The organism is Hamadaea tsunoensis DSM 44101 (assembly GCF_000428945.1).
Classification (GTDB): domain Bacteria; phylum Actinomycetota; class Actinomycetes; order Mycobacteriales; family Micromonosporaceae; genus Hamadaea; species Hamadaea tsunoensis.
The window spans coordinates 102620-121104 of the sequence record NZ_AUAX01000006.1 but is presented as its reverse complement, the minus strand read 5'-3'; the positions used below and the strand labels follow the sequence as shown (position 1 = coordinate 121104).

The window sequence follows — 18485 nt, the reverse complement described above, 5'->3', positions numbered from 1 at the left end:
CGATGTACGTCCGCCGGCTGGAACTCGTCGACGTCCGCTCGTACGCGCGCGTGGGCGTCGACCTCCAGCCGGGACCGAACGTCCTCGTCGGCCCGAACGGCGTCGGCAAGACGAATCTCATCGAGGCGCTCGGCTACGTGGCCACGCTCGGCAGCCACCGGGTCGCCACGGACGCCCCGCTCGTGCGGGCCGGTGCCGGCAGTGCGGTGATCCGCTGCGCGATCGTGCACGAGTCGCGGGAACTGCTGGTCGAGCTGGAGATCGTGCCCGGCCGCGCCAATCGGGCCCGCCTGGGCCGTGCGCCCGTACGCCGGGCCCGCGACATTCTCGGTGCGCTCCGCTTGGTGCTGTTCGCACCCGAGGACCTCTCCCTGGTCCGGGGCGACCCCGCCGAACGCCGACGGTACCTCGACGATCTCCTCGTCCTCCGGCAGCCGCGGTTCGCCGCCGTGCGGTCGGACTACGAACGCGTACTGAAGCAGCGGAACGCTCTGCTGCGGTCGTCGTATCTCACCAAGCGCGTGACGAAGACCGCCGGTGATCTGTCCACTCTCGAAGTCTGGGACCAGCACCTCGCCGAGCACGGCGCCGTCCTGCTCGCCGCCCGGCTCGCCCTCGTCGATGCGCTCGCCCCGCACCTGTCCAAGGCGTACGACGCGGTGTCCGCGGGGGAGGGGGCGGCCGCCATCGCGTACCAGGCGACGGTCCCCGAGCCCACCGCCGACGCCGTGCTCGCCGCATTGCGCGCCTCCCGGCCTCAGGAGGTCGAGCGCGGCGTCACGCTGGTCGGCCCGCACCGGGACGAACTCGCCCTCACCCTCGGACCACTACCCGTCAAGGGGTACGCGAGCCACGGCGAATCGTGGTCGTTCGCCCTCGCGCTGCGGCTGGCCGCGTACGAGTTGCTGCGGGCCGACGGCATCGAACCCGTGCTGGTCCTCGACGACGTGTTCGCCGAACTGGACACCGGTCGGCGGGAGCGGCTGGCGACGCTGATCGCCGACGCCGCCCAGGTCCTCATCACCTGCGCTGTCGAGGCTGATGTTCCTACCAGGCTCTCCGGCATCCGATACACCGTCCGGCCCGGGGAGGTCGTCCGTGAGCAGTGAGCAACCCGCCGCAGAGAACACCGGCAAAGCAGGTCAAGACAAGAGCGGTGACAAGAAAGGTCCCGAACTCGCCCGGGCCGTACTCGACGCGGCTCGTGCGAAACGGGTCGAGACTCGGCGTACGGCGGAGAAGAAGAGCGGGGGACGACCGCGCGGTTACAGCGGCCCGGGGCCCGACCCGCGTGACCCGGCGCTCTTCGGGGACGTGCTGGCCAAGCTGATCCAGCAGCGGAACTGGGCGAAGCCCGCGGCCGAGGCCACGGTTTTCGGCGCCTGGGAGAAGGTCGTGGGACCGGACATCGCGGGCCACTGCCGGCCGGTGAAGCTGGAGGAGAAGGAGCTCACGGTCGAGGCGGAGTCGACGGCGTGGGCGACGCAGCTGCGGGCGATCGCGGCGGAGATCATCCGGCGGATCGCGGCCGAGGTCGGTCACAACGTCGTCGTGCGCGTACGCATCCACGGCCCCGCGGCACCGTCATGGAACCGCGGCCCCCGCCGGGTACGCGGTTCCGGCCCCGGCGACACCTATGGCTGAGCCGGGGCCGGAACCTCAGAATTCGGCGTAGACGGCGAACCCGCGGTCGGCGCAGCGGCGGTAGAAGCTGGCCAGGACGGCGAGCTCGGACAGCGGGAAGCTCCACTGGGGCGCCCCGCCGTCCTCGTCGCGCAGCGAGTCGAGCCGGCCTTCCAGCCACTTGAGCTGCTGCTCGGCCAGGCGGCCGTCGGCGAGGGCCTTGCGCAGGACGTCGGCGACCGTCTCGAAGGTGACGGTGGGGCCGAAGTCGGCATGTCCCGTGACGAACTTCTCCAGACCGCCCGCGATCCACGCGCAGGTGTCGGGGTCGATCACCGGGTCTTCGTCCTCGGCCGAGGCCTCAGTGGCGTAAAGCACACCGGTGAGGCCGAGCAGCAGATCGACGAGTTCCGTGTACGCCGTCCCCCGCACCGAACCGGTGCGCGCGATGTGTCCGGCGAGCGCGGCGGTGGGTGCCGCCGTCGACGGGGTGTCGGCGATCTCGGCGAAGTCGACGAACTCCGCCGGTGCGACCGGATCATAGAACCGGCCGGTCGCCGGCCACTGCACGGCGACGTTGTCCAGCCCCATCTTCTGTCCCTCCAGTCTCGGTGTCGCGGTGGCAACCTACGACATGGGGCCGACACTCCGCTATCCCGCTGGAGGCTTCCGTTTGGGTGGCCGACGCCGCGGGCACGTGGGCACGGCGGTGGTCTCGGTCAGGACCGGGGGCGCGTGGGGGGAGTTGCGGACGGGCGTGTTCGGCCCGCTACGAGGCTGTCAGATACCCGCGCGTGGGCATTCAGTCGCCGTACCGGGGTGCCGCGCAAGCGAAGTGTCGGGGGTACCCAGTAAGATTGCCGAGGCGGTGGAGCGTTCTCGCCGACGACGGCTCCGCCGGGGTGATGCGCGGTGTGGCCCCCCGGTCGGGACGGAGCGTCCCGGAGAACCCCGCCGGCGAAGACTGGCAAGCACTGACGGAAGGACGAGCGTGGCCGAGTCGAACAAGCAGGACTACAACGCCGGATCACTCACCGTTCTCGAAGGCCTCGAAGCGGTGCGCAAGCGGCCCGGCATGTACATCGGCTCGACCGGTGAGCGGGGCCTTCACCACCTGGTCTGGGAGATCGTCGACAACGCGGTGGACGAGGCGCTGGCCGGCTACTGCGACACGATCGACGTGGTGTTGCTCGCCGACGGCGGCGTGCGCGTCACCGACAACGGCCGAGGCATCCCGGTCGACCTGCACCCCAAGCTGAAGAAGCCCGGCGTCGAGGTCGCGCTGACCGTGCTGCACGCCGGCGGCAAGTTCGACGGCAAGGCGTACGCGGTCTCCGGCGGTCTGCACGGCGTCGGCGCGGCCGTCGTCAACGCGCTGTCCGTGCGGATGAGCGTCGAGGTGCACAAGAACGGCTACGTGTGGCGGCAGGAGTACAACAACTCCAAGCCGAGCCCGCTGGTGCAGGGGGAGGCGACGACGCGTACCGGGTCGGCGTTCACGTTCTGGCCGGACCCGGCGATCTTCGAGACGACCGAGTTCGTCTTCGAGACGATCTACCGGCGCCTCCAGGAGATGGCGTTCCTCAACCGGGGTCTCACGATCCACCTGCGCGACGAGCGCAAGGCGGACGAGGAGGCCCGCGAGGTCACCTTCCTCTACAAGGGCGGCATCAGCGACTTCGTCCGCCACCTCAACGCGACCAAGACCCCGATCCACAAGACGGTGGTCGAGTTCGGCGCCGAGGGTGAGGGGCACGCGCTCGAGGTCGCGATGCAGTGGAACGAGTCGTACGGCGAGTCGGTGTACACCTTCGCCAACACGATCAACACCCACGAGGGCGGTACGCACGAGGAAGGCTTCCGGGCCGCGCTGACGACCGTGGTCAACAAGTACGGCGCCGACAAGAAGATCCTCAAGGGCGACGAGAAGCTCTCCGGCGAGGACATCCGCGAGGGCCTGGCCGCGATCATCTCGGTGAAGGTCGCGAACCCGCAGTTCGAGGGGCAGACCAAGACGAAGCTCGGCAACACCGAGGTGAAGAGCTTCGTGCAGAAGGTCTGCAACGAGTGGCTGGCCGACTGGCTGGAGCGCAACCCGGCCGAGGCGAAGGTCATCATCACCAAGGCCTCGCAGGCCGCCCGGGCCCGGATCGCCGCCGCGCAGGCACGCAAGCTGGCCCGGCGCAAGTCGCTGCTGGAGTCCGGTTCGATGCCCGGCAAGCTGGCCGACTGCCAGTCCACCGACCCGCGGCAGTGCGAGCTGTTCATCGTCGAGGGCGACTCGGCCGGCGGCTCGGCCAAGCAGGGGCGCGACCCCCGGATCCAGGCGATCCTGCCGATCCGCGGCAAGATCCTCAATGTCGAGAAGGCCCGTATCGACCGGGTGCTGAAGAACAACGAGGTCCAGGCGCTGATCACGGCGCTGGGCACCGGCATCCACGACGACTTCGACATCGAGAAGCTGCGGTACCACAAGATCATCCTGATGGCCGACGCCGACGTCGACGGCCAGCACATCCAGACGCTGCTGCTGACCCTGCTGTTCCGCTTCATGCGGCCGCTGGTCGAGCTGGGCCACGTCTACCTGGCGGCCCCGCCGCTGTACAAGATCAAGTGGAACAAGAAGGGCGACGACGCGCAGTACGCGTACTCCGACCGGGAGCGGGACGGGCTCATCGCCCTGCGCCAGGAGAAGCGCGCCAACGCCAAGCCGGACGACATCCAGCGGTTCAAGGGTCTCGGCGAGATGAACTACCCGGAGCTGTGGGAGACCACCATGGATCCGTCGACCCGGACGCTGCGCCATGTGACTTTGGACGACGCGGCCACCGCGGACGAGCTTTTCAGCGTCCTGATGGGCGAGGACGTGGAGTCGCGCCGCTCGTTCATCCAGCGCAACGCCAAGGACGTGCGGTTCCTGGACATCTAGTCCACACACCGTGCCGGGCCGGAAGGCCCGGCACGGTCAGGTCTTCCCACCGACTCGCTGGTCTGACTATTTCTCAAGGACATCGCAGAAGTGACTGAGACTCCGTTCGAAGAGGGCGCCGAGGGCGCCGAAGAGATCACCGACGCTCGCGGCCGCGTCGAGCCCGTCGGGCTCGAGGTCGAGATGCAGCGCTCCTTCCTCGACTACGCGATGAGCGTCATCACGAGCCGAGCGCTGCCCGACGTCCGTGACGGCCTCAAGCCCGTACACCGCAAGATCCTGTACGCGATGTACGACTCGGGCTACCGGCCCGACCGCGGCTACGTGAAGTGCTCCCGTGTCGTCGGTGACGTGATGGGCCAGTTCCACCCGCACGGCGACTCGGCCATCTACGACACCCTGGTCCGCATGGGCCAGCCGTGGTCGCTGCGCTACCCGCTGATCGACGGCAACGGCAACTTCGGTTCGCCGGGCAACGACCCCGCGGCGGCCATGCGTTACACCGAGGCGCGCCTCTACCCGCTGGCCATGGAGCTGCTCCGGGACATCGACGAGGACACCGTCGACATGATCCCGAACTACGACAACCGGACCACCGAGCCGACGATCCTGCCGGCGCGCTTCCCGAACCTGCTGGTGAACGGCTCCGAAGGCATCGCGGTCGGCATGGCCACCAAGATCCCGCCGCACAACCTGCGGGAGATCTCCGCCGCCGTCCAGTGGTGCCTGGCCAACCCGGAGGCCGACGAGCCGACCACGCTCGACGCGCTGATCGACATCGTCAAGGGCCCGGACTTCCCGACCTACGGACTCATCGTCGGCCTCACGCCGATCGAGGAGGCGTACCGGACCGGTCGCGGGTCCATCCGGATGCGCGCCGTCGTCGACGTCGAGGAGGACAAGCGCGGCCGGCCGTGCCTGGTCGTCACCGAGCTGCCGTACCAGGTCAACCCGGACAACCTCGCCGAGCGCATCGCCGAACTGATCAAGGAGGGCAAGCTCGCCGGCATCGCCGACATCCGCGACGAGTCCTCCGGGCGTACGGGCCTGCGGCTCATCCTCGTCCTCAAGCGGGACGCGGTCGCCAAGGTCGTGCTGAACAACCTCTACAAGCACACGCAGCTGCAGGAGACGTTCGGCGCCAACATGCTGGCGCTGGTCGACGGCGTACCGCGGACGCTCAACCTCGCCCAGTTCCTGCGGCACTACGTGGCGCACCAGATCCTGGTGATCCAGCGCCGGACGGCGTTCCGGCTGCGCAAGGCCGAGGAGCGCGCGCACATCCTGCGCGGTCTGGTCAAGGCGCTCGACATGCTGGACGAGGTCATCGCCCTCATCCGCCGGTCGCCCACGGTCGAGGAGGCCCGCAACGGCCTCATCGCGCTGCTGGACATCGACGAGATCCAGGCGACCGCGATCCTCGACATGCAGCTGCGCCGCCTGGCCGCCCTGGAGCGCCAGAAGATCATCGACGAGCTGGCGAAGATCGAGATCGAGATCGCCGACCTCAAGGACATCCTGGCCAAGCCGGAGCGGCAGCGGCAGATCATCTCCGAGGAGCTCACCGAGATCACCAACAAGTGGGGTGACGAGCGGCGTACGAAGATCGTCCCGTTCGACGGTGAAGTCTCCATGGAAGACCTCATCGCCCGCGAGGACGTCGTCGTCACCATCACCCGGACCGGGTACGCCAAGCGTACGAAGGCGGACCTCTATCGCTCCCAGAAACGTGGCGGAAAGGGCGTCTCCGGCGCGAGTCTGCGGCAGGACGACATCGTCAGCCACTTCTTCGTCTGCTCGACGCACGACTGGATCCTGTTCTTCACCAACAAGGGCCGGGTCTACCGCGCGAAGGCGTACGAGTTGCCGGAGGCGAGCCGGGTCGCGAAGGGCCAGCACGTGGCGAACCTGCTCGCGTTCCAGCCGGACGAGCAGATCGCCCAGGTCATCGAGATCGCGAACTACGGGGTCGCGCCGTACCTGGTGCTGGCCACGCGCGACGGGCTCGTCAAGAAGACGTCACTGGCGGAGTTCGACTCGAACCGGTCGGGCGGCATCATCGCGATCAACCTGAAGGACGACGACGAACTGGTCGGCGCGGCCCTGCTGGCGGCCGAGGACGATCTGCTGCTCGTCAGCAAGCACGCGCAGGCGATCCGGTTCAACGCGACGGACGAGGCGCTGCGCCCGATGGGCCGGGCCACCTCGGGCGTCATCGGCATGCGGTTCACCGAAGGTGACGAGCTTCTGGCCATGGAAGTCGTCCGGGACGGCATGAATGTGGACGTTCTCGTGGCCACAGGCGGCGGGTTCGCCAAACGAACGCCGATCGACGAATATCCTGTACAGGGCCGCGGCGGCAAGGGAGTTCTCACCGCTAAGATCACGGAACGCCGTGGCGGTCTGGTCGGTGCGGTCGTTATCAGCCCGGAAGACGAACTCTTCGCCATTACGAGCAACGGTGGAGTTATCCGAACTCCGGTGAAGCCTGTACGGCGGACGCGCGATCGGAACACAATGGGTGTGAAGCTCATGGACCTGCCAGAGGGCGTAAGTATCGTCGCTATTGCTCGCAATGCCGACGAACCGGACGAACAGGACTAGTGCATGACGGAGACACAAGCGATGTCGGGAGCCGCGGGGGCCTCGGCGAATCCGGTCGAAGATGGCGACGCGGAGAGCACTGCGTCTGCCAATCGTTCGGCCGTCGGTCGCGCTACAGTCCCCGCGGACAGCCCCGCCTCGAACGGAGACGCCAACGCCGACGCCCCCGCTGAGGCGCGCGACGAAGTCAAGGCCCCGACCCCGGCTCCGGCCGCGGAGCCGGCGAAGGCCGACGCGATGAGCAATACGTCCACGTTCACGAGACCGCCGGGCATGACCCCGCCGGCCGAGCGACCCTCCGCGGCCGCCGCGCCGGCGAAGGGATCCGTCTCCGTCGGGCGTACGCCGCTGAAGTCCGTTCAGGCGGCCGGCCAGCTCGGCGCCGCCCGGGTGACCGAGGCCGTTCGTACGGCGCGGTCGAACGTCAGCGCGGCGGCTTCGCGGGGTCCCCGCCGGGCACGTCTGGCGATCAAGCGGATCGACCCGTGGTCGGCGATGAAGTTCTCCTTCGCCGTCTCGCTGGTGCTGTTCCTCGTCGTGATCGTGGCGACGTCGGTGCTGTACCTGGCGTTGAACGCGATGGGCGTCTTCGACTCGATCAACAGCAGCCTCGGCGATCTGGTCAACTCCAGCGGCGGTACGCAGTCCGCGAGCGCATTCAAGATCACTGCTGGTGGGGTGATCGGGACGTCCGCCCTCATCGGCGCGGTCAACGTCCTGCTCTTCACGGCGCTGGCGACCCTTGGGGCGTTCATCTACAACGTCTGCGCGGACCTGGTCGGCGGCATCGAGGTCACGCTCGCCGAGCGCGACTGACGCACGTTCTCCCGCTTCGGGCGCCGGTCGGTGTGACCGGCGCCCGAAGTGTTTTCGCAGGTGCCGCCCTGCCGGTAGGCCTCGCCCGAGATTCGTCGGCGTGGCGAGCGGCATACCGATTTGGGAAGGGCAGACCGGGTGCGGTAAGGTTCGTTGTCGCTGAGGGGCTATAGCTCAGTCGGTTAGAGCGCAGAGCTGATAACTCTGAGGTCGCTGGTTCGATTCCAGCTAGCCCCACTCTCACCCCATCAGACGAGCGAGTCTCGCAGAGCGCTTGAGGTGGCCACATCATGTGGAAGAAGCTTCTGATCGTCGCAACGGTCGTCGGCGCCGCGGTGTTCATCGCCAAGAAGGTCAAGGACGCCAACGACGAGCGCGCCCTCTGGCACGAGGCCACGACGGCGCCTGACCTCCGCTAGGCGGATCGCGGCCCCGGCCGCGTACCGCACCGCTGTGGTAGAAATGGTCACAGCGTCGGGGCCTTAGCTCAATTGGCAGAGCACCGCCTTTGCAAGGCGGGGGTTAGGAGTTCGATTCTCCTAGGCTCCACTCCTCTCCGTCCTGGTCGGAGGCATCGTCAGCGATCTTGTTAGTTGACGACCTTCCATCGGATTGATCAAAACTCGGCATTTCCTCGGCGGCAGGCCCGAACGTCTCCCGCACGCGCCGGTCGTAGTCAGTCGGAGCGTGCGTGTAGAGGTTGAGCGTCGTGGTCGCCTTCTCATGCCCCATGATCCGCTGCACGACGTTGACGGGCAGACCATCGAGCACGAGCCACGTGGCGTACGAGTGCCGGAGATCGTGGAAGCGCAGGCCGCCCGCCGCCTTCTGGGCGATGAGCGTGACTGCTTCCCGCTCGGTGCGGAACTCCGCCGACCACTCGGTGCCCCTCAGCGTCCGGCCAGTGCGCAACATGCTGGTGAGCGCCGCTCTCCACGATCCGTCCGAGCAGGCCCGCCCGGACGAGCAGCGGTCGCCAGACTTGACGCCGGAAGTTGGACCGACGGTAGGCCGTGCCGTTGGTGGTGGTGAAGACCAGTTCGGCCGGCGACGGCTCGTCCCGATCCACCAGGAGGCTGCGCAGCGCGGTGACCACGAAGGCCGGGAGCGGAACGGTGCGAACTCCCGCCCGGCTCTTCGGATACGGCTTGATCGAGATTTCCTCGGCGGTCTCGACCGCCACCTGCGACACCCGAAGGGTCGCCGCGTCGAGGTCTACGGACCGCCAAGGCAGGCCCGCCAGCTCGCCCCAGCGCAGTCCGGTTCCGCCTGCCGTTGCCACGAGCGGCCGGTGAGTCGGTGGCACTGCCGGAAGAAGCTGGCCCAGGAAGACGTCCCGGGCGATGGCGGTCGCCGTACTGGACGCGCCGCCGGTCACCTTGACGCCTTCGCACGGGTTCGCGGCGATCAGACGCGAGCGGACGGCAGCCGTCATGATCCGAGTCATGACGCTGTGCGCCTTGCGGACCGTCGCGGGGGACAGCTCATGCCCGAGTCGATACTGGGCTCATGGAGGAGGACGAGCTGGTACGCGACGATGACCGGCCCGCGTGGGCTCAGCGGATTCGCGCTGAGCGCCAGACACGGCGATGGTCGCAGAGCGATGCAGTACGGGCACTACAGGCTCATTCAGAGAAGCCGTTGCCCGAGGCTGCAAGCCTCGCGCGCAACTGGAAACGTTGGGAGGCAGGCGACTCCGAACCCGACGACTTTTACAAGTCGTTGATCGCGAAGACGTTCGGCACCGTCACCGCCGCCATCTTCCCTCGCCCGAGTCACCGCAGCGGGGATGACGAACTCCTCCACGGCACCGGCATGGACACCCTGGAACTACTCTCGCGTGTCCGGGCGTCCGACGTTTCGCAGGCCACGCTTGACGCACTTCGCATCACCGCCGACCGACTGTGTTGCGAGTACCCCTACATGCCATCCGGCCAGCTACTCGTCGAGGGCCAGGCGTGGCTCCGACGGATCACGGGCCTTCTGGATCGGCGCCTCACCTTGGCGCAGCACGAGGAGATCTTGTCGCTTGCCGGATGGGTTGCCCTGTTGCTGGGCTGCGTCGAGTACGACATGGGTCAACGTCACCAGGCCGAGGGCACCCGCAAGGCCGCCCTATCGCTCGGCCAGGAGGCGGGGAACCTCGACATCCAGGGCTGGGCTCACGAGATGCGAGCCTGGTACGCGTTGACTCAAGGTGACCTTCGCGGCGTGATCGCCGCCGCTGACACTGGCATCCTCATCGCGCCAGGCCGGAGCGTCGCCGTGCAACTCGCGGCACAGAAGGCGAAGGCTTGGGCGCGCATCGGCGATCGTCGCCAGGTGGAGCTTGCGCTCGAAGAGGGTCGCGAGGTGCTTGAGACGCTGCCGTATCCCGACGATCTCGACAACCACTTCGTCGTTGATCCGGCGAAGTTCGACTTCTACGCCATGGATGGCTACCGCCTCGTCGGCGAGGACGGACGGGCGAGCCTGTACGCACGCGAAGTCATCCGGGCTTCGACCGATCCGAACGGCATCGAGCGCAAGCCGATGCGAATCTCGGAGGCTCGCCTTACCCTCGCGGTCGTGGCCGGCCGGGCCGGAGATCTGGAACGCGCAGTTTCGTTGGGCCGCAAGGCTCTCACTGGCGACCGAAAGTCGCTGCCGTCGCTTCTAATGGTCTCCTCGGAGCTGACCTCTCTCCTACGCGACCAGTACAAGGACCAGCCCGAGGCCAAGTCCTTCCTCGACGACGTCCGGTCACTCGCCGCTGGATCAGCTGATCAAGCCTGAGCTGACTTCCGGCCCCCGACGCCGGGCCGAGGACGCTTCTCGTGCCACTCGATGATCTGCTGAGGCCGCCACACGTGCGTTCGGCCGATCGTCTGCGCTGGCTGCGGCATCTGCTCCCTACGGCGATAGTTCGCGACCGTTGACACCTGCACACCGAGGTACGCCGCCACATCGGTAGTCGTCCACCACTCGGCGGAAGGGTTCGGCGCACTCGTCACACCGTCATTTTGCACCCTGGCGGCGACACGTCCATTCTCCGGGTGAGCGTATGCGTACGACGTGTTCACGAGCTCACGATATGCAACCGTCAACGCCTGTGCGGCTCAATATTCATGGCGCCGGTGTTCTAAGCATCAACTCCCCTAAGCCGTCTCAGGTCTCCGACGACACCGGTCGACCGAGCGATGAATCCTCGAAGCTCTCAACCTCGACCTCCTCTTCCGGGGTCGCGTCGGCCGCCAATCGCCGAGCATTCTCGTATTCTTGGACCTCGATTAGATGTGCTGGCATGAAGAAGTCGTTGAAGACTCGCTCGTGAGTATCGCCAATGATGTCGGTCACTGTAATGCGAATCGACAAACTCTCAATGCAAGCGATCGTTCGCCAATTTAATGTGAGGAGATGTAGCCCTTCTAAAGGATTCACAATGGGAGGTAGCGGTGCAGAACCTATCCGGGCAACAAAGTAGTCTCGGTCTTCTCGTAGCCCAGCAGCACGCAATGCGCTGACCAGGGTTCTTCTAGGTTGCCAGCTGCTTTCGTCATGGGACAGCCCGCCAGATAGCGCACAAGAGGCCAGGCGAAATTGGTAACTGAGATCTTGAACAATGCAGGTGCTGGAACCAGCATTGTAAGTGTAGAAGCTGCCAACCGATGGCTCACCTTCCGCTGCAACCACGTTACCTCTTGGCGGAGCGTAGCGTGAAAACCTCCCTGCGACGTACGGTCGAATAGTTCGCGCGTATTGCGTTCGGGCTATAACCGCGCCACTGATCGCGATGATGAGGGTCGAAGTAGTATTAGCGTCGAGAAGAATATAGGTGGTCTTACTTCTTGCGATGGATGCCACATCCCAGACTAGATTAGATAGCAAGAGTGCGAGCATACCGATCGCGGCAGCGACAAATGATCGCGATCGCCGTACAACGCGCTGAGATCCCCACCCGTGCTTTGAGCGTTGGCGAAGGGCCATAGAGACAACTTAGCGGTGCCACTCAGTACGCGCCATGACCCGGCCGCTTACGATCAACGGCGTGCACCGCATATATGCCCCTCGACCTCAAGGACAGCCAGGCTGAAGCGGTTCAGGGCTCAAAGTAGTTTGCCGATTTTGTCTCTTGGGGATCAAGGCGCCGCGCAAGCGCGGCGCGCACGCCTGCTCGCTCGGGCACGGATCGCCTTGTGCCTTCGGCAACGGCGACCGGCCCGGCGGCTGGCGTGCACGGTGCAGCTCGGCGACAAACCCAGAGACTGCGGACCGATCCTCCGCCCGATGACCGGACCCCCGTCCAGGACGACAGAGCCGAAGAGCATGCCCCTGGCAGGGGCGCTCGGCAACAGGAGGGTGGCGACCGTGGTGCGCTGCGAGTCGGGAGAGTGGTCATGCTCGGTGGGACTGGTCCCGTCACTGCCGACCCGGGGCGAGCCGACACGGAACCTGGTTGGCCGGCAAGGTCGTTCGTCCGGTGGGGCGCTCCACCTTGCCGGCCAACCAGAACCCGTGTCCACGGTGTGCGGGCCGACAGCGATGGGACAGCCGAGTGGGTCCCCGGCGCGTACGGGTGTCAAGGCGTGATTGACGCCGCCGGGTCTGCTCCCTGGCGGTCGGTCTAGCCGGATGGGCGTATGCGCGACCACATCTCGTGGAGGCGTGGGGGAAGCTCGTCCACCAGCCCGTAGCCGGGCTCTGTCGGCCAGGGGAGCCTCCAAAGGAAGCTCGTCCCGATCACCACGTTAACTTCCTTGTCGCCCTGGCCGACGTGCTTGTCGAGGAACGCTAGGAACCTCCGCCAGTCCAGCCCCTCCGGTGAGTCCTCGATGTAGGCCGACACGACTTCGTCGGTGATGCCACCGCCGATACCGAAGATCACGTGAGCCAGAACCTCGCCGTTGTTCTCGACCTCGGCTTCGTAAAGGTCCTGTAGCTCGGGGAACGCTGCCACGAGTTGCTGCATGAACGCGACTTGGCCGCTCATCTCTAAGATCCCCATCTCCGGGCGAAGACTGCCGTAGACCTCGCAGGCCGCAGTTGAACTGCCAGCCGAGACTCATGATGCGGTGAGCTCGGCGTGGCAGCTAGCGGTTTCCGCGCGGCTACGGGCCAGCCACGGGCCAGAAGGTCAGTCCACGACCGGTCGCGAACGGTCATGAGCGGACGCTTCTCTGGCTAGGTGACCTGCGTGAACAGGCATATCCGATGATCACGACGACTTTTCCCAAGCTGACGGTATTCCCCGCTCAGAGCACCGGCATGGGTGGGCAGACCGGGGGCTGGGAGAGTGACCCGCCGCCGTCCGGCAACGCGTAAAGCATCACTCGAAGCGTTCATAGAGGTCTCGTTCAGGCCAGTCGTCTTGGAAGGACTCCAGTACGCGGTGGTACAGGAGCACTTGGTCGGGGCCGGCTGCCGCCTTCAGCTCGACCGTCTTGCTGCGGATCTGCTCCCATCGCAGCTCATGCATGCAGTACCCGATGATGACGACGTTGTTGTAGTCGATGGCTTCCAGTAGCGCTTCCAGCCGCTGGCTCACCACGGGCCAGCAGTGCGGCCTGTGGTGAATCCGGTTGAGCAGGTCATCCAAGAGCGGCTCGACCTGATCGACACCGACGGCGATCCGGTTCACCACAAGAAGAAATTCGATCTTGTCAAGGATCAACGCGCAGTCTTCGTGAACCGCTTCCACGTGGGTCTCCTCTGGTAGCCCAAAGTCGCCCAGTTCCTCCAGCAGTTGGTCGCGTGCTGCTTCGAGCAGCGCAACGTAGTCTGGATGGAACGGCTCCGCCAGAGACTTGTCCAGTGTGCCTTCGATGCGAAGCAGAGCTGACCACACAGCGCGATCATCAACCAGACGCTTGAAGACCTCGTTCCCCTCGACCCGTTCGAGCCAGAGCGACAAGACCAGAGCTTGATTCTTGGTGAGCCTGATCATGACGTCATCATTTGCCACGGCAACAACCTAGTCCGGCATGCTTGCAGTACAGCAGCGAAGTACAGCAACGCCAGCAACCAGGCACGGACGCCGGAGGCCGCCAGAACCCTCACGGTCAGGTCCGGAGCCATGATCGACCGCTCGGCCAGGAATCCGTAGGTTCAGGGTCCGGATGGGTGGCCGGTCGAACTCAAACCGACGACAGCGTTGGGTTACCAGCCAAACGCTTCGGCTCTCACAGCCTCTGGCGCTAGATTGCCCTGCTGGACCAGTTCAGCGACGGTGTGGAACTTAGCGAGGGTGGTTGCCGTGAAGCTGTCTTCGGTGACTTCCCAGGTGTTGATAACGATGACGCCCCTGTCCGAGTCCGTTTCCTCGAACATCTCGACGGCGAGGGTTAGGCGGCTGATGCCGCTGTACGGCGGAGCCTCGGCTGCTAGTTCTGCCATGACGTCACGGATGGTGAACCATAGGTTCAGCACGCCAGGCTCCACGTCCACGTCAACCTCGCTGACGTCGTCCGGATCCTCCGGCTCGTACTCGATGCCCATCAGGTCAAGCCACTCGAAGAAAAGATCGCGCGCCGTAGCCTGGACTTCATGGATCGGTGCGTCGATCGCTGCTCGTAGCACGGATAACGATCTTTGAGACAGGTCTCGACCGTCGGCGCGATTTCGGTCGCCGTACAGGCGGCCCATCTCGGTAGCCATTACCCATGTCGCCGCCAGGTACTTCGGGTAGTCGAGTGCCTGTACGGTCCGCAGGGCCGCCAATCCAAGATTGAGAACCCTCACGCGAGACCCACCTCGATGCATCTCACCGCTCGCCATCATCGGACGCGACTCGTGCGGCCCAACGTCGGCAGTCCTCAAGTAGCCCTTCTGGATCACTCCCGGTCACATCGACCCTGCGACCAGACCGGTCCATTCCGCCGACGCGGTAAGCCCCGGCAGAGAGTTCATCGGTATAGAAGATCCAGCCAGGCAAGTCTGGAAACGCCTCTTCCACGGTGAGAGCGTACCTGGGTCGTCGCCCAGCCCCGGCCGGGCCATTCACGGGCCATTCAGGCGTTCCGCATGCGGGCTTGAGCGGTCGCGAAAGGTCGCCAGAGTCGGCGCACTGCACGGCATAACGGACAAGTGGAATCATTGCGAGCGCACTTCCAACCTGAAGATGCGATGTCTAGCTGGCGACGCATCACGAGATCATCAGGGCATGAATGTGCAGGCGTCTCTATGGCAGGCGGGGAAGCAGCTGATCGGGCTGCCCGACCCCGCTGGCGGGACGTTTGACGCGGCAGGCGACTTCGATCGACTGCTAGGGAGGGAAGACCCCGGCTTGCCCCTGCTTAGTCGTGTCGATCCCTACGGCGAAGTGCAGTTCATGCCGTCCGATATGCCGCAGCTTCTCGCCGAGATTGAGAGGCTGTTGCCATCCGCGCGGCAGGGGCCGGAGCGCCGTGGCCTAGAGAGGCTGCGGACTCTGGCTGAGGCGTGCGCCACGATGCCGGACGCATCGATAGCGTTCGAAGGGGACTGACAATGTGACGGGCTGGACCCAGCGTGCCATAACTCAGCGATAGTAGGGCGAGGGACTCGGCGAAAACTCGGCAAGAGGGTCGCCGAGCGCCCGCGACTGACGACAGCGGACGACAACGGCGACCCAGTGCCAGGTACCCGAGGACGCCGAGCGATCATGGCGACCGGAGGCGATCATCATTTGCAAGGCGGGGGTTAGGAGTTCGATTCTCCTAGGCTCCACCACCACACCGTGGCTGCACCATTCCGGTCTTCCTGACCGGTCTCGCCGCGCACGCCCGCAGGCTGTCAGCCGCAGAGGTGAGCGGCTCCGGCGCCTCGCCCCTTCATCCGAATGGCTTTCACGAAAGATCGACCGGGCTATGGCGCGTTCGCCGTCCTCGATGTTTCTTGAGAAGGCTGATCGCTCGGACGGGGGAAGTCGTGCGTCGTCATCTCATCACCACAGTCGTTGCCGCCTGCGTGGCGGCGTTCTTCGTTGCGCCACAGCCCGCTGCCGCCGCGCCCGCCGGGCCCGGCCAGGTGTGGGCCGCGCAGGAAGCCATGAACCTCGCCGTCACCTGGGCACCGCCGGTCGACCGTACCGGCGTGACCGGCTACCGGGTCACGACCTCACCGGCTACGACCAGCGTGGACGTGCCTGTCGGCACTGAGCGCGCCGTGCTGCCGCACGTGCCGTTGGGGACCGCGTACACGGTCCGGGTCGCGAGTCTCGCGGGCGCCGCGAGTTCGGCCGCCACGGACGCGCTCGCCCCGGTCACGCTCAAGCCGCTCGGTGGGTCGCTGCACGCGATTCCGCCTGTACGCATCGCGGATACGCGTACCGGGGTGCCGTCGACGGGGCCGACGAACTCGATTACCGTTCCGATCACCGGGGCGCACGGCATTCCGTCGAGCGGAGTGGGATCGGTCGTTTTGAACGTGACCGTGACGGGGTCGAATCGGGCCGGCTTCGTGACCGCGTACCCGAGCCAGACGACGCGGCCGGAAGCGTCCAACCTGAACTATCTCAAGGGGCAGACCGTCGCCGGCCTGGTCGTGGTGCCGGTCGGCGCCGACGGTGCCGTCACGCTGTACTCGTTGGGCGCGGCGCAGCTCGTGGTCGACGCCGACGGCTGGTTCAGCACCGCCGACACCTCTTCCCAAGGGGAACTGTTCCACGGTCTGACTCCGGCCCGGCTGATGGACACCCGCAGCGGGCTCGGTGCCTCCACGCCAGGGGCGGGTGCCACCATCGACCTGAAGGTGACCGGGGCCGGCGGCGTACCGACGATGGGTGTGGGCGCGGTCGTCCTCAACCTCACCGTGGCGGGTTCCACCGCGGCGGGCTTCGTCACCGCCTATCCCAAGGCGGACAACCGGCCGCTCGCCTCCACCCTCAACTTCGCGGCGGGCCAGATCGTCGCCAACCGCGTCATCGTCCCGGTGGGGGTCGACGGCAAGATCAGCCTTTACAACCTCGCCGGGCGTACGCCGCTCGTCGCGGATGTCACCGGCTGGTTCGGGGACGGCTCGGACCCGGCCGCCGGCGGCGCGTACTTCGTCGGCGTGACCCCGACCCGGGTCGCGGACCTGCGGACGGCCGGCGGGCCGCAGTCGATGCTGCTGCCGGGCCAGACCGCCACGGTCACCGTCGCCGGGAACGATCTGATTCCGACGGCGCTGGACATCACGCCGCCCACGGGCGTGATCGCCACGCTGACGGCGATCGCCGGGAGCCCCGGATTCCTGACGGCCTTCCCCTCGGACAAGTCTCGGCCGACCGCCTCGGACGTGAACTTTCCGTCGAACGCCAACGTCGCGAACCTCGTGATCGGACGGCTCGGTCCGGACGGGGCCACGAAGATCTACAACAGCGCCGGCTACACCGGTGTGCTCGTCGACGTGTCCGGCTACTTCGTCGGAGACTCCTCGCCGTCGGCCCACCTGAGCCAGAATGCCGTCGACGGGTATGGCAACGCGGTGGCCGCCGACGGCGCGGGACATCTGTGGGCCAGCTCGATCAGCAAGTTCGGCGTCCGGTCGACCCGCGACTGGGCCACGGTGAACTACTGGAACGGTACTTCGTGGTCGGCGAGCCTGCTGCCGGAACCGGCGGGAGCCCTGGCGACCCGAGTGGCCGCGGTGGCCGTCGCCGGACCGTCGGACGTCTGGGCCGCGGGCAACTACCAGACGATCATCGGTACTACGTACGTCAACAACGTGCTGATCGAGCACTGGGACGGCACCGCCTGGCACCTGTCGGCCGCACCCTTGGGCGGCAGCACCTACAACACCGGGATCAGGGGACTGGTCGCGCTCGGACCCGACGACGTCTGGGCGGTCGGCTCCGAGCGGACCGGCACGCAGGACGACGGCCTGGTCCTGCACTGGAACGGTTCCACCTGGACTCAGGTCGACGTGCCGGACTCGATCAGCCACTACGAGTCCGTGGCCGCGGATCATCAGGGCGGAGTGGTCGCGATCGGCGAGGCGGACAACGGCGCCTACGTCGTGACGGTGCTGGGCCGCGACGCCGTGCTGCCCGTGCCCGCGGAGAGCGCCGGTACGCCGCCCTGGCTGTTCGGCGTGACGATGACCAGCGCCACCGACGGCTGGGTGGTCGGCGAAGAGGGTACGACGGCGTTCCACTGGACGGATGGCGCATGGCAGAAGGTGAGTCTGGCCGCCGCCGGTTCTGATCTGGACCTGCGTGGCGTCGCGGGCACCGGGCCGACCGACGTGTGGGCGGTCGGCGCGGCGATACCTGAGGGTTCGGGCCAGTTCGGCCAGTTCCAGGCCGTCGCCGAGCACTGGAACGGCAGCGCGTGGAGCACTCTGGCCGTACCGCGGAAGGGCACGTACACCGCGCTGAACTCCGTGGCCGCCATCGGCGGGAACAACGTCTGGGCGGTTGGTGGGACGAGCGACGGCTACCACACCCAGGGGTACGCGGCGCATTGGAACGGCACGGCCTGGACGACCGCCGTGCTGCCGCTGCCGACCGTGACCCGGTGACCTGGTGATCAGGTGGTTATCCACAGGGATGTGGATAACCACCTGGGGATAACCT

At 66.6% G+C, this 18485-nt stretch carries 15 protein-coding genes, 2 tRNA genes and 1 pseudogene; 11 read left to right on the top strand and 7 right to left on the bottom strand.

The window, feature by feature from the left end; translation table 11 throughout:
- The first annotated feature begins 2 nt into the window (after window positions 1-2).
- On the top strand, window positions 3-1109 hold the full coding sequence (gene recF / locus G401_RS0112950; protein ID WP_027342842.1) for a DNA replication/repair protein RecF: 1107 nt from the start codon (window positions 3-5) through the stop codon (window positions 1107-1109).
- Window positions 1042-1644 (top strand): DUF721 domain-containing protein, encoded by a 603-nt coding sequence (locus tag G401_RS0112945; protein ID WP_027342841.1) that lies wholly within the window; start codon window positions 1042-1044, stop codon window positions 1642-1644. The genes recF and G401_RS0112945 overlap by 68 nt, the downstream gene beginning before the upstream one ends.
- A 15-nt stretch (window positions 1645-1659) precedes the next feature.
- Here the strand turns inward: G401_RS0112945 and G401_RS0112940 are convergent, their stop codons facing one another.
- Window positions 1660-2214 (bottom strand): polysaccharide deacetylase family protein, encoded by a 555-nt coding sequence (locus tag G401_RS0112940; RefSeq protein ID WP_027342840.1) that lies wholly within the window; start codon window positions 2212-2214, stop codon window positions 1660-1662.
- Between the two features lie 400 nt (window positions 2215-2614).
- On the opposite strand from G401_RS0112940, the gene gyrB reads away from it, so the two are divergent.
- The 6 genes from gyrB (at window position 2615) to G401_RS0112910 (ending at window position 8521) form a co-directional block, all read left to right on the top strand.
- Window positions 2615-4552 carry a DNA topoisomerase (ATP-hydrolyzing) subunit B gene (gyrB, locus tag G401_RS0112935; RefSeq protein WP_027342839.1) on the top strand — a complete coding sequence of 646 codons (1938 nt, stop codon included), beginning with the start codon at window positions 2615-2617 and terminating at the stop codon, window positions 4550-4552.
- A gap of 90 nt (window positions 4553-4642) precedes the next feature.
- A complete protein-coding gene (gene gyrA, locus G401_RS0112930) occupies window positions 4643-7156 on the top strand; it encodes a DNA gyrase subunit A (protein WP_027342838.1) in 2514 nt (837 codons plus the stop codon).
- 3 nt (window positions 7157-7159) lie between these two features.
- Window positions 7160-7972: a DUF3566 domain-containing protein gene (locus G401_RS0112925; protein ID WP_027342837.1), complete on the top strand. Its 813-nt coding sequence runs from the start codon at window positions 7160-7162 to the stop codon at window positions 7970-7972.
- A gap of 163 nt (window positions 7973-8135) precedes the next feature.
- Window positions 8136-8209: transfer RNA gene (locus G401_RS0112920), tRNA-Ile, on the top strand.
- A gap of 53 nt (window positions 8210-8262) precedes the next feature.
- A complete protein-coding gene (locus G401_RS57065) occupies window positions 8263-8391 on the top strand; it encodes a DLW-39 family protein (protein ID WP_211240729.1) in 129 nt (42 codons plus the stop codon).
- 57 nt (window positions 8392-8448) lie between these two features.
- Window positions 8449-8521, top strand: a tRNA-Ala gene (locus G401_RS0112910).
- On the opposite strand, the gene G401_RS58295 is transcribed toward G401_RS0112910, so the two are convergent.
- Together G401_RS58295 and G401_RS58575 are read right to left on the bottom strand one after the other, a co-directional pair.
- Window positions 8495-8887: a tyrosine-type recombinase/integrase gene (locus tag G401_RS58295; protein WP_027342836.1), complete on the bottom strand. Its 393-nt coding sequence runs from the start codon at window positions 8885-8887 to the stop codon at window positions 8495-8497. The genes G401_RS0112910 and G401_RS58295 overlap by 27 nt on opposite strands.
- A gap of 100 nt (window positions 8888-8987) precedes the next feature.
- A pseudogene (locus tag G401_RS58575) lies at window positions 8988-9407 on the bottom strand (site-specific integrase); the annotation flags it as partial.
- A gap of 74 nt (window positions 9408-9481) precedes the next feature.
- On the opposite strand from G401_RS58575, the gene G401_RS0112900 reads away from it, so the two are divergent.
- On the top strand, window positions 9482-10747 hold the full coding sequence (locus G401_RS0112900; RefSeq protein WP_027342835.1) for a hypothetical protein: 1266 nt from the start codon (window positions 9482-9484) through the stop codon (window positions 10745-10747).
- A 372-nt stretch (window positions 10748-11119) separates the two neighbouring features.
- Here G401_RS0112900 and G401_RS55760 read toward each other — a convergent pair whose 3' ends face one another.
- The 4 genes from G401_RS55760 to G401_RS0112880 form a co-directional block, all read right to left on the bottom strand.
- Entirely contained in the window at window positions 11120-11644 is a 525-nt protein-coding gene (locus tag G401_RS55760) for a hypothetical protein (RefSeq protein ID WP_157545658.1), read from the bottom strand.
- Between the two features lie 931 nt (window positions 11645-12575).
- A complete protein-coding gene (locus G401_RS0112890; RefSeq protein WP_027342833.1) occupies window positions 12576-12941 on the bottom strand; it encodes a DUF7674 family protein in 366 nt (121 codons plus the stop codon).
- A gap of 336 nt (window positions 12942-13277) precedes the next feature.
- Window positions 13278-13895: a hypothetical protein gene (locus G401_RS57055; protein WP_064741755.1), complete on the bottom strand. Its 618-nt coding sequence runs from the start codon at window positions 13893-13895 to the stop codon at window positions 13278-13280.
- Window positions 13896-14107: 212 nt separating this feature from the next.
- The gene (locus G401_RS0112880; protein ID WP_157545656.1) at window positions 14108-14689 is read right to left on the bottom strand and encodes a hypothetical protein; all 582 of its coding nucleotides are present in this window, start codon (window positions 14687-14689) and stop codon (window positions 14108-14110) included.
- Between the two features lie 421 nt (window positions 14690-15110).
- On the opposite strand from G401_RS0112880, the gene G401_RS0112875 reads away from it, so the two are divergent.
- Both G401_RS0112875 and G401_RS0112870 read left to right on the top strand, forming a co-directional pair.
- Entirely contained in the window at window positions 15111-15434 is a 324-nt protein-coding gene (locus tag G401_RS0112875; RefSeq protein ID WP_157545654.1) for a hypothetical protein, read from the top strand.
- 422 nt (window positions 15435-15856) lie between these two features.
- Window positions 15857-18430, top strand: a complete 2574-nt coding sequence (locus G401_RS0112870) for a hypothetical protein (protein ID WP_157545652.1) — start codon at window positions 15857-15859, stop codon at window positions 18428-18430.
- Window positions 18431-18485 lie beyond the last annotated feature (55 nt).

Coding starts and splice junctions, on each gene's coding strand:
- recF (WP_027342842.1), top strand. CDS start 3: ATGTACGTCCGCCGGCTGGAACTCGTCGACGTCCGCTCGTACGCGCGC.
- G401_RS57055 (WP_064741755.1), bottom strand. CDS start 13,895: ATGATCAGGCTCACCAAGAATCAAGCTCTGGTCTTGTCGCTCTGGCTC.
- G401_RS57065 (WP_211240729.1), top strand. CDS start 8,263: ATGTGGAAGAAGCTTCTGATCGTCGCAACGGTCGTCGGCGCCGCGGTG.
- G401_RS0112925 (WP_027342837.1), top strand. CDS start 7,160: ATGACGGAGACACAAGCGATGTCGGGAGCCGCGGGGGCCTCGGCGAAT.
- G401_RS58295 (WP_027342836.1), bottom strand. CDS start 8,887: ATGTTGCGCACTGGCCGGACGCTGAGGGGCACCGAGTGGTCGGCGGAG.
- G401_RS0112940 (WP_027342840.1), bottom strand. CDS start 2,214: ATGGGGCTGGACAACGTCGCCGTGCAGTGGCCGGCGACCGGCCGGTTC.
- G401_RS0112945 (WP_027342841.1), top strand. CDS start 1,042: ATGTTCCTACCAGGCTCTCCGGCATCCGATACACCGTCCGGCCCGGGG.
- G401_RS0112900 (WP_027342835.1), top strand. CDS start 9,482: ATGGAGGAGGACGAGCTGGTACGCGACGATGACCGGCCCGCGTGGGCT.
- G401_RS0112890 (WP_027342833.1), bottom strand. CDS start 12,941: ATGAGCGGCCAAGTCGCGTTCATGCAGCAACTCGTGGCAGCGTTCCCC.
- G401_RS0112875 (WP_157545654.1), top strand. CDS start 15,111: ATGAATGTGCAGGCGTCTCTATGGCAGGCGGGGAAGCAGCTGATCGGG.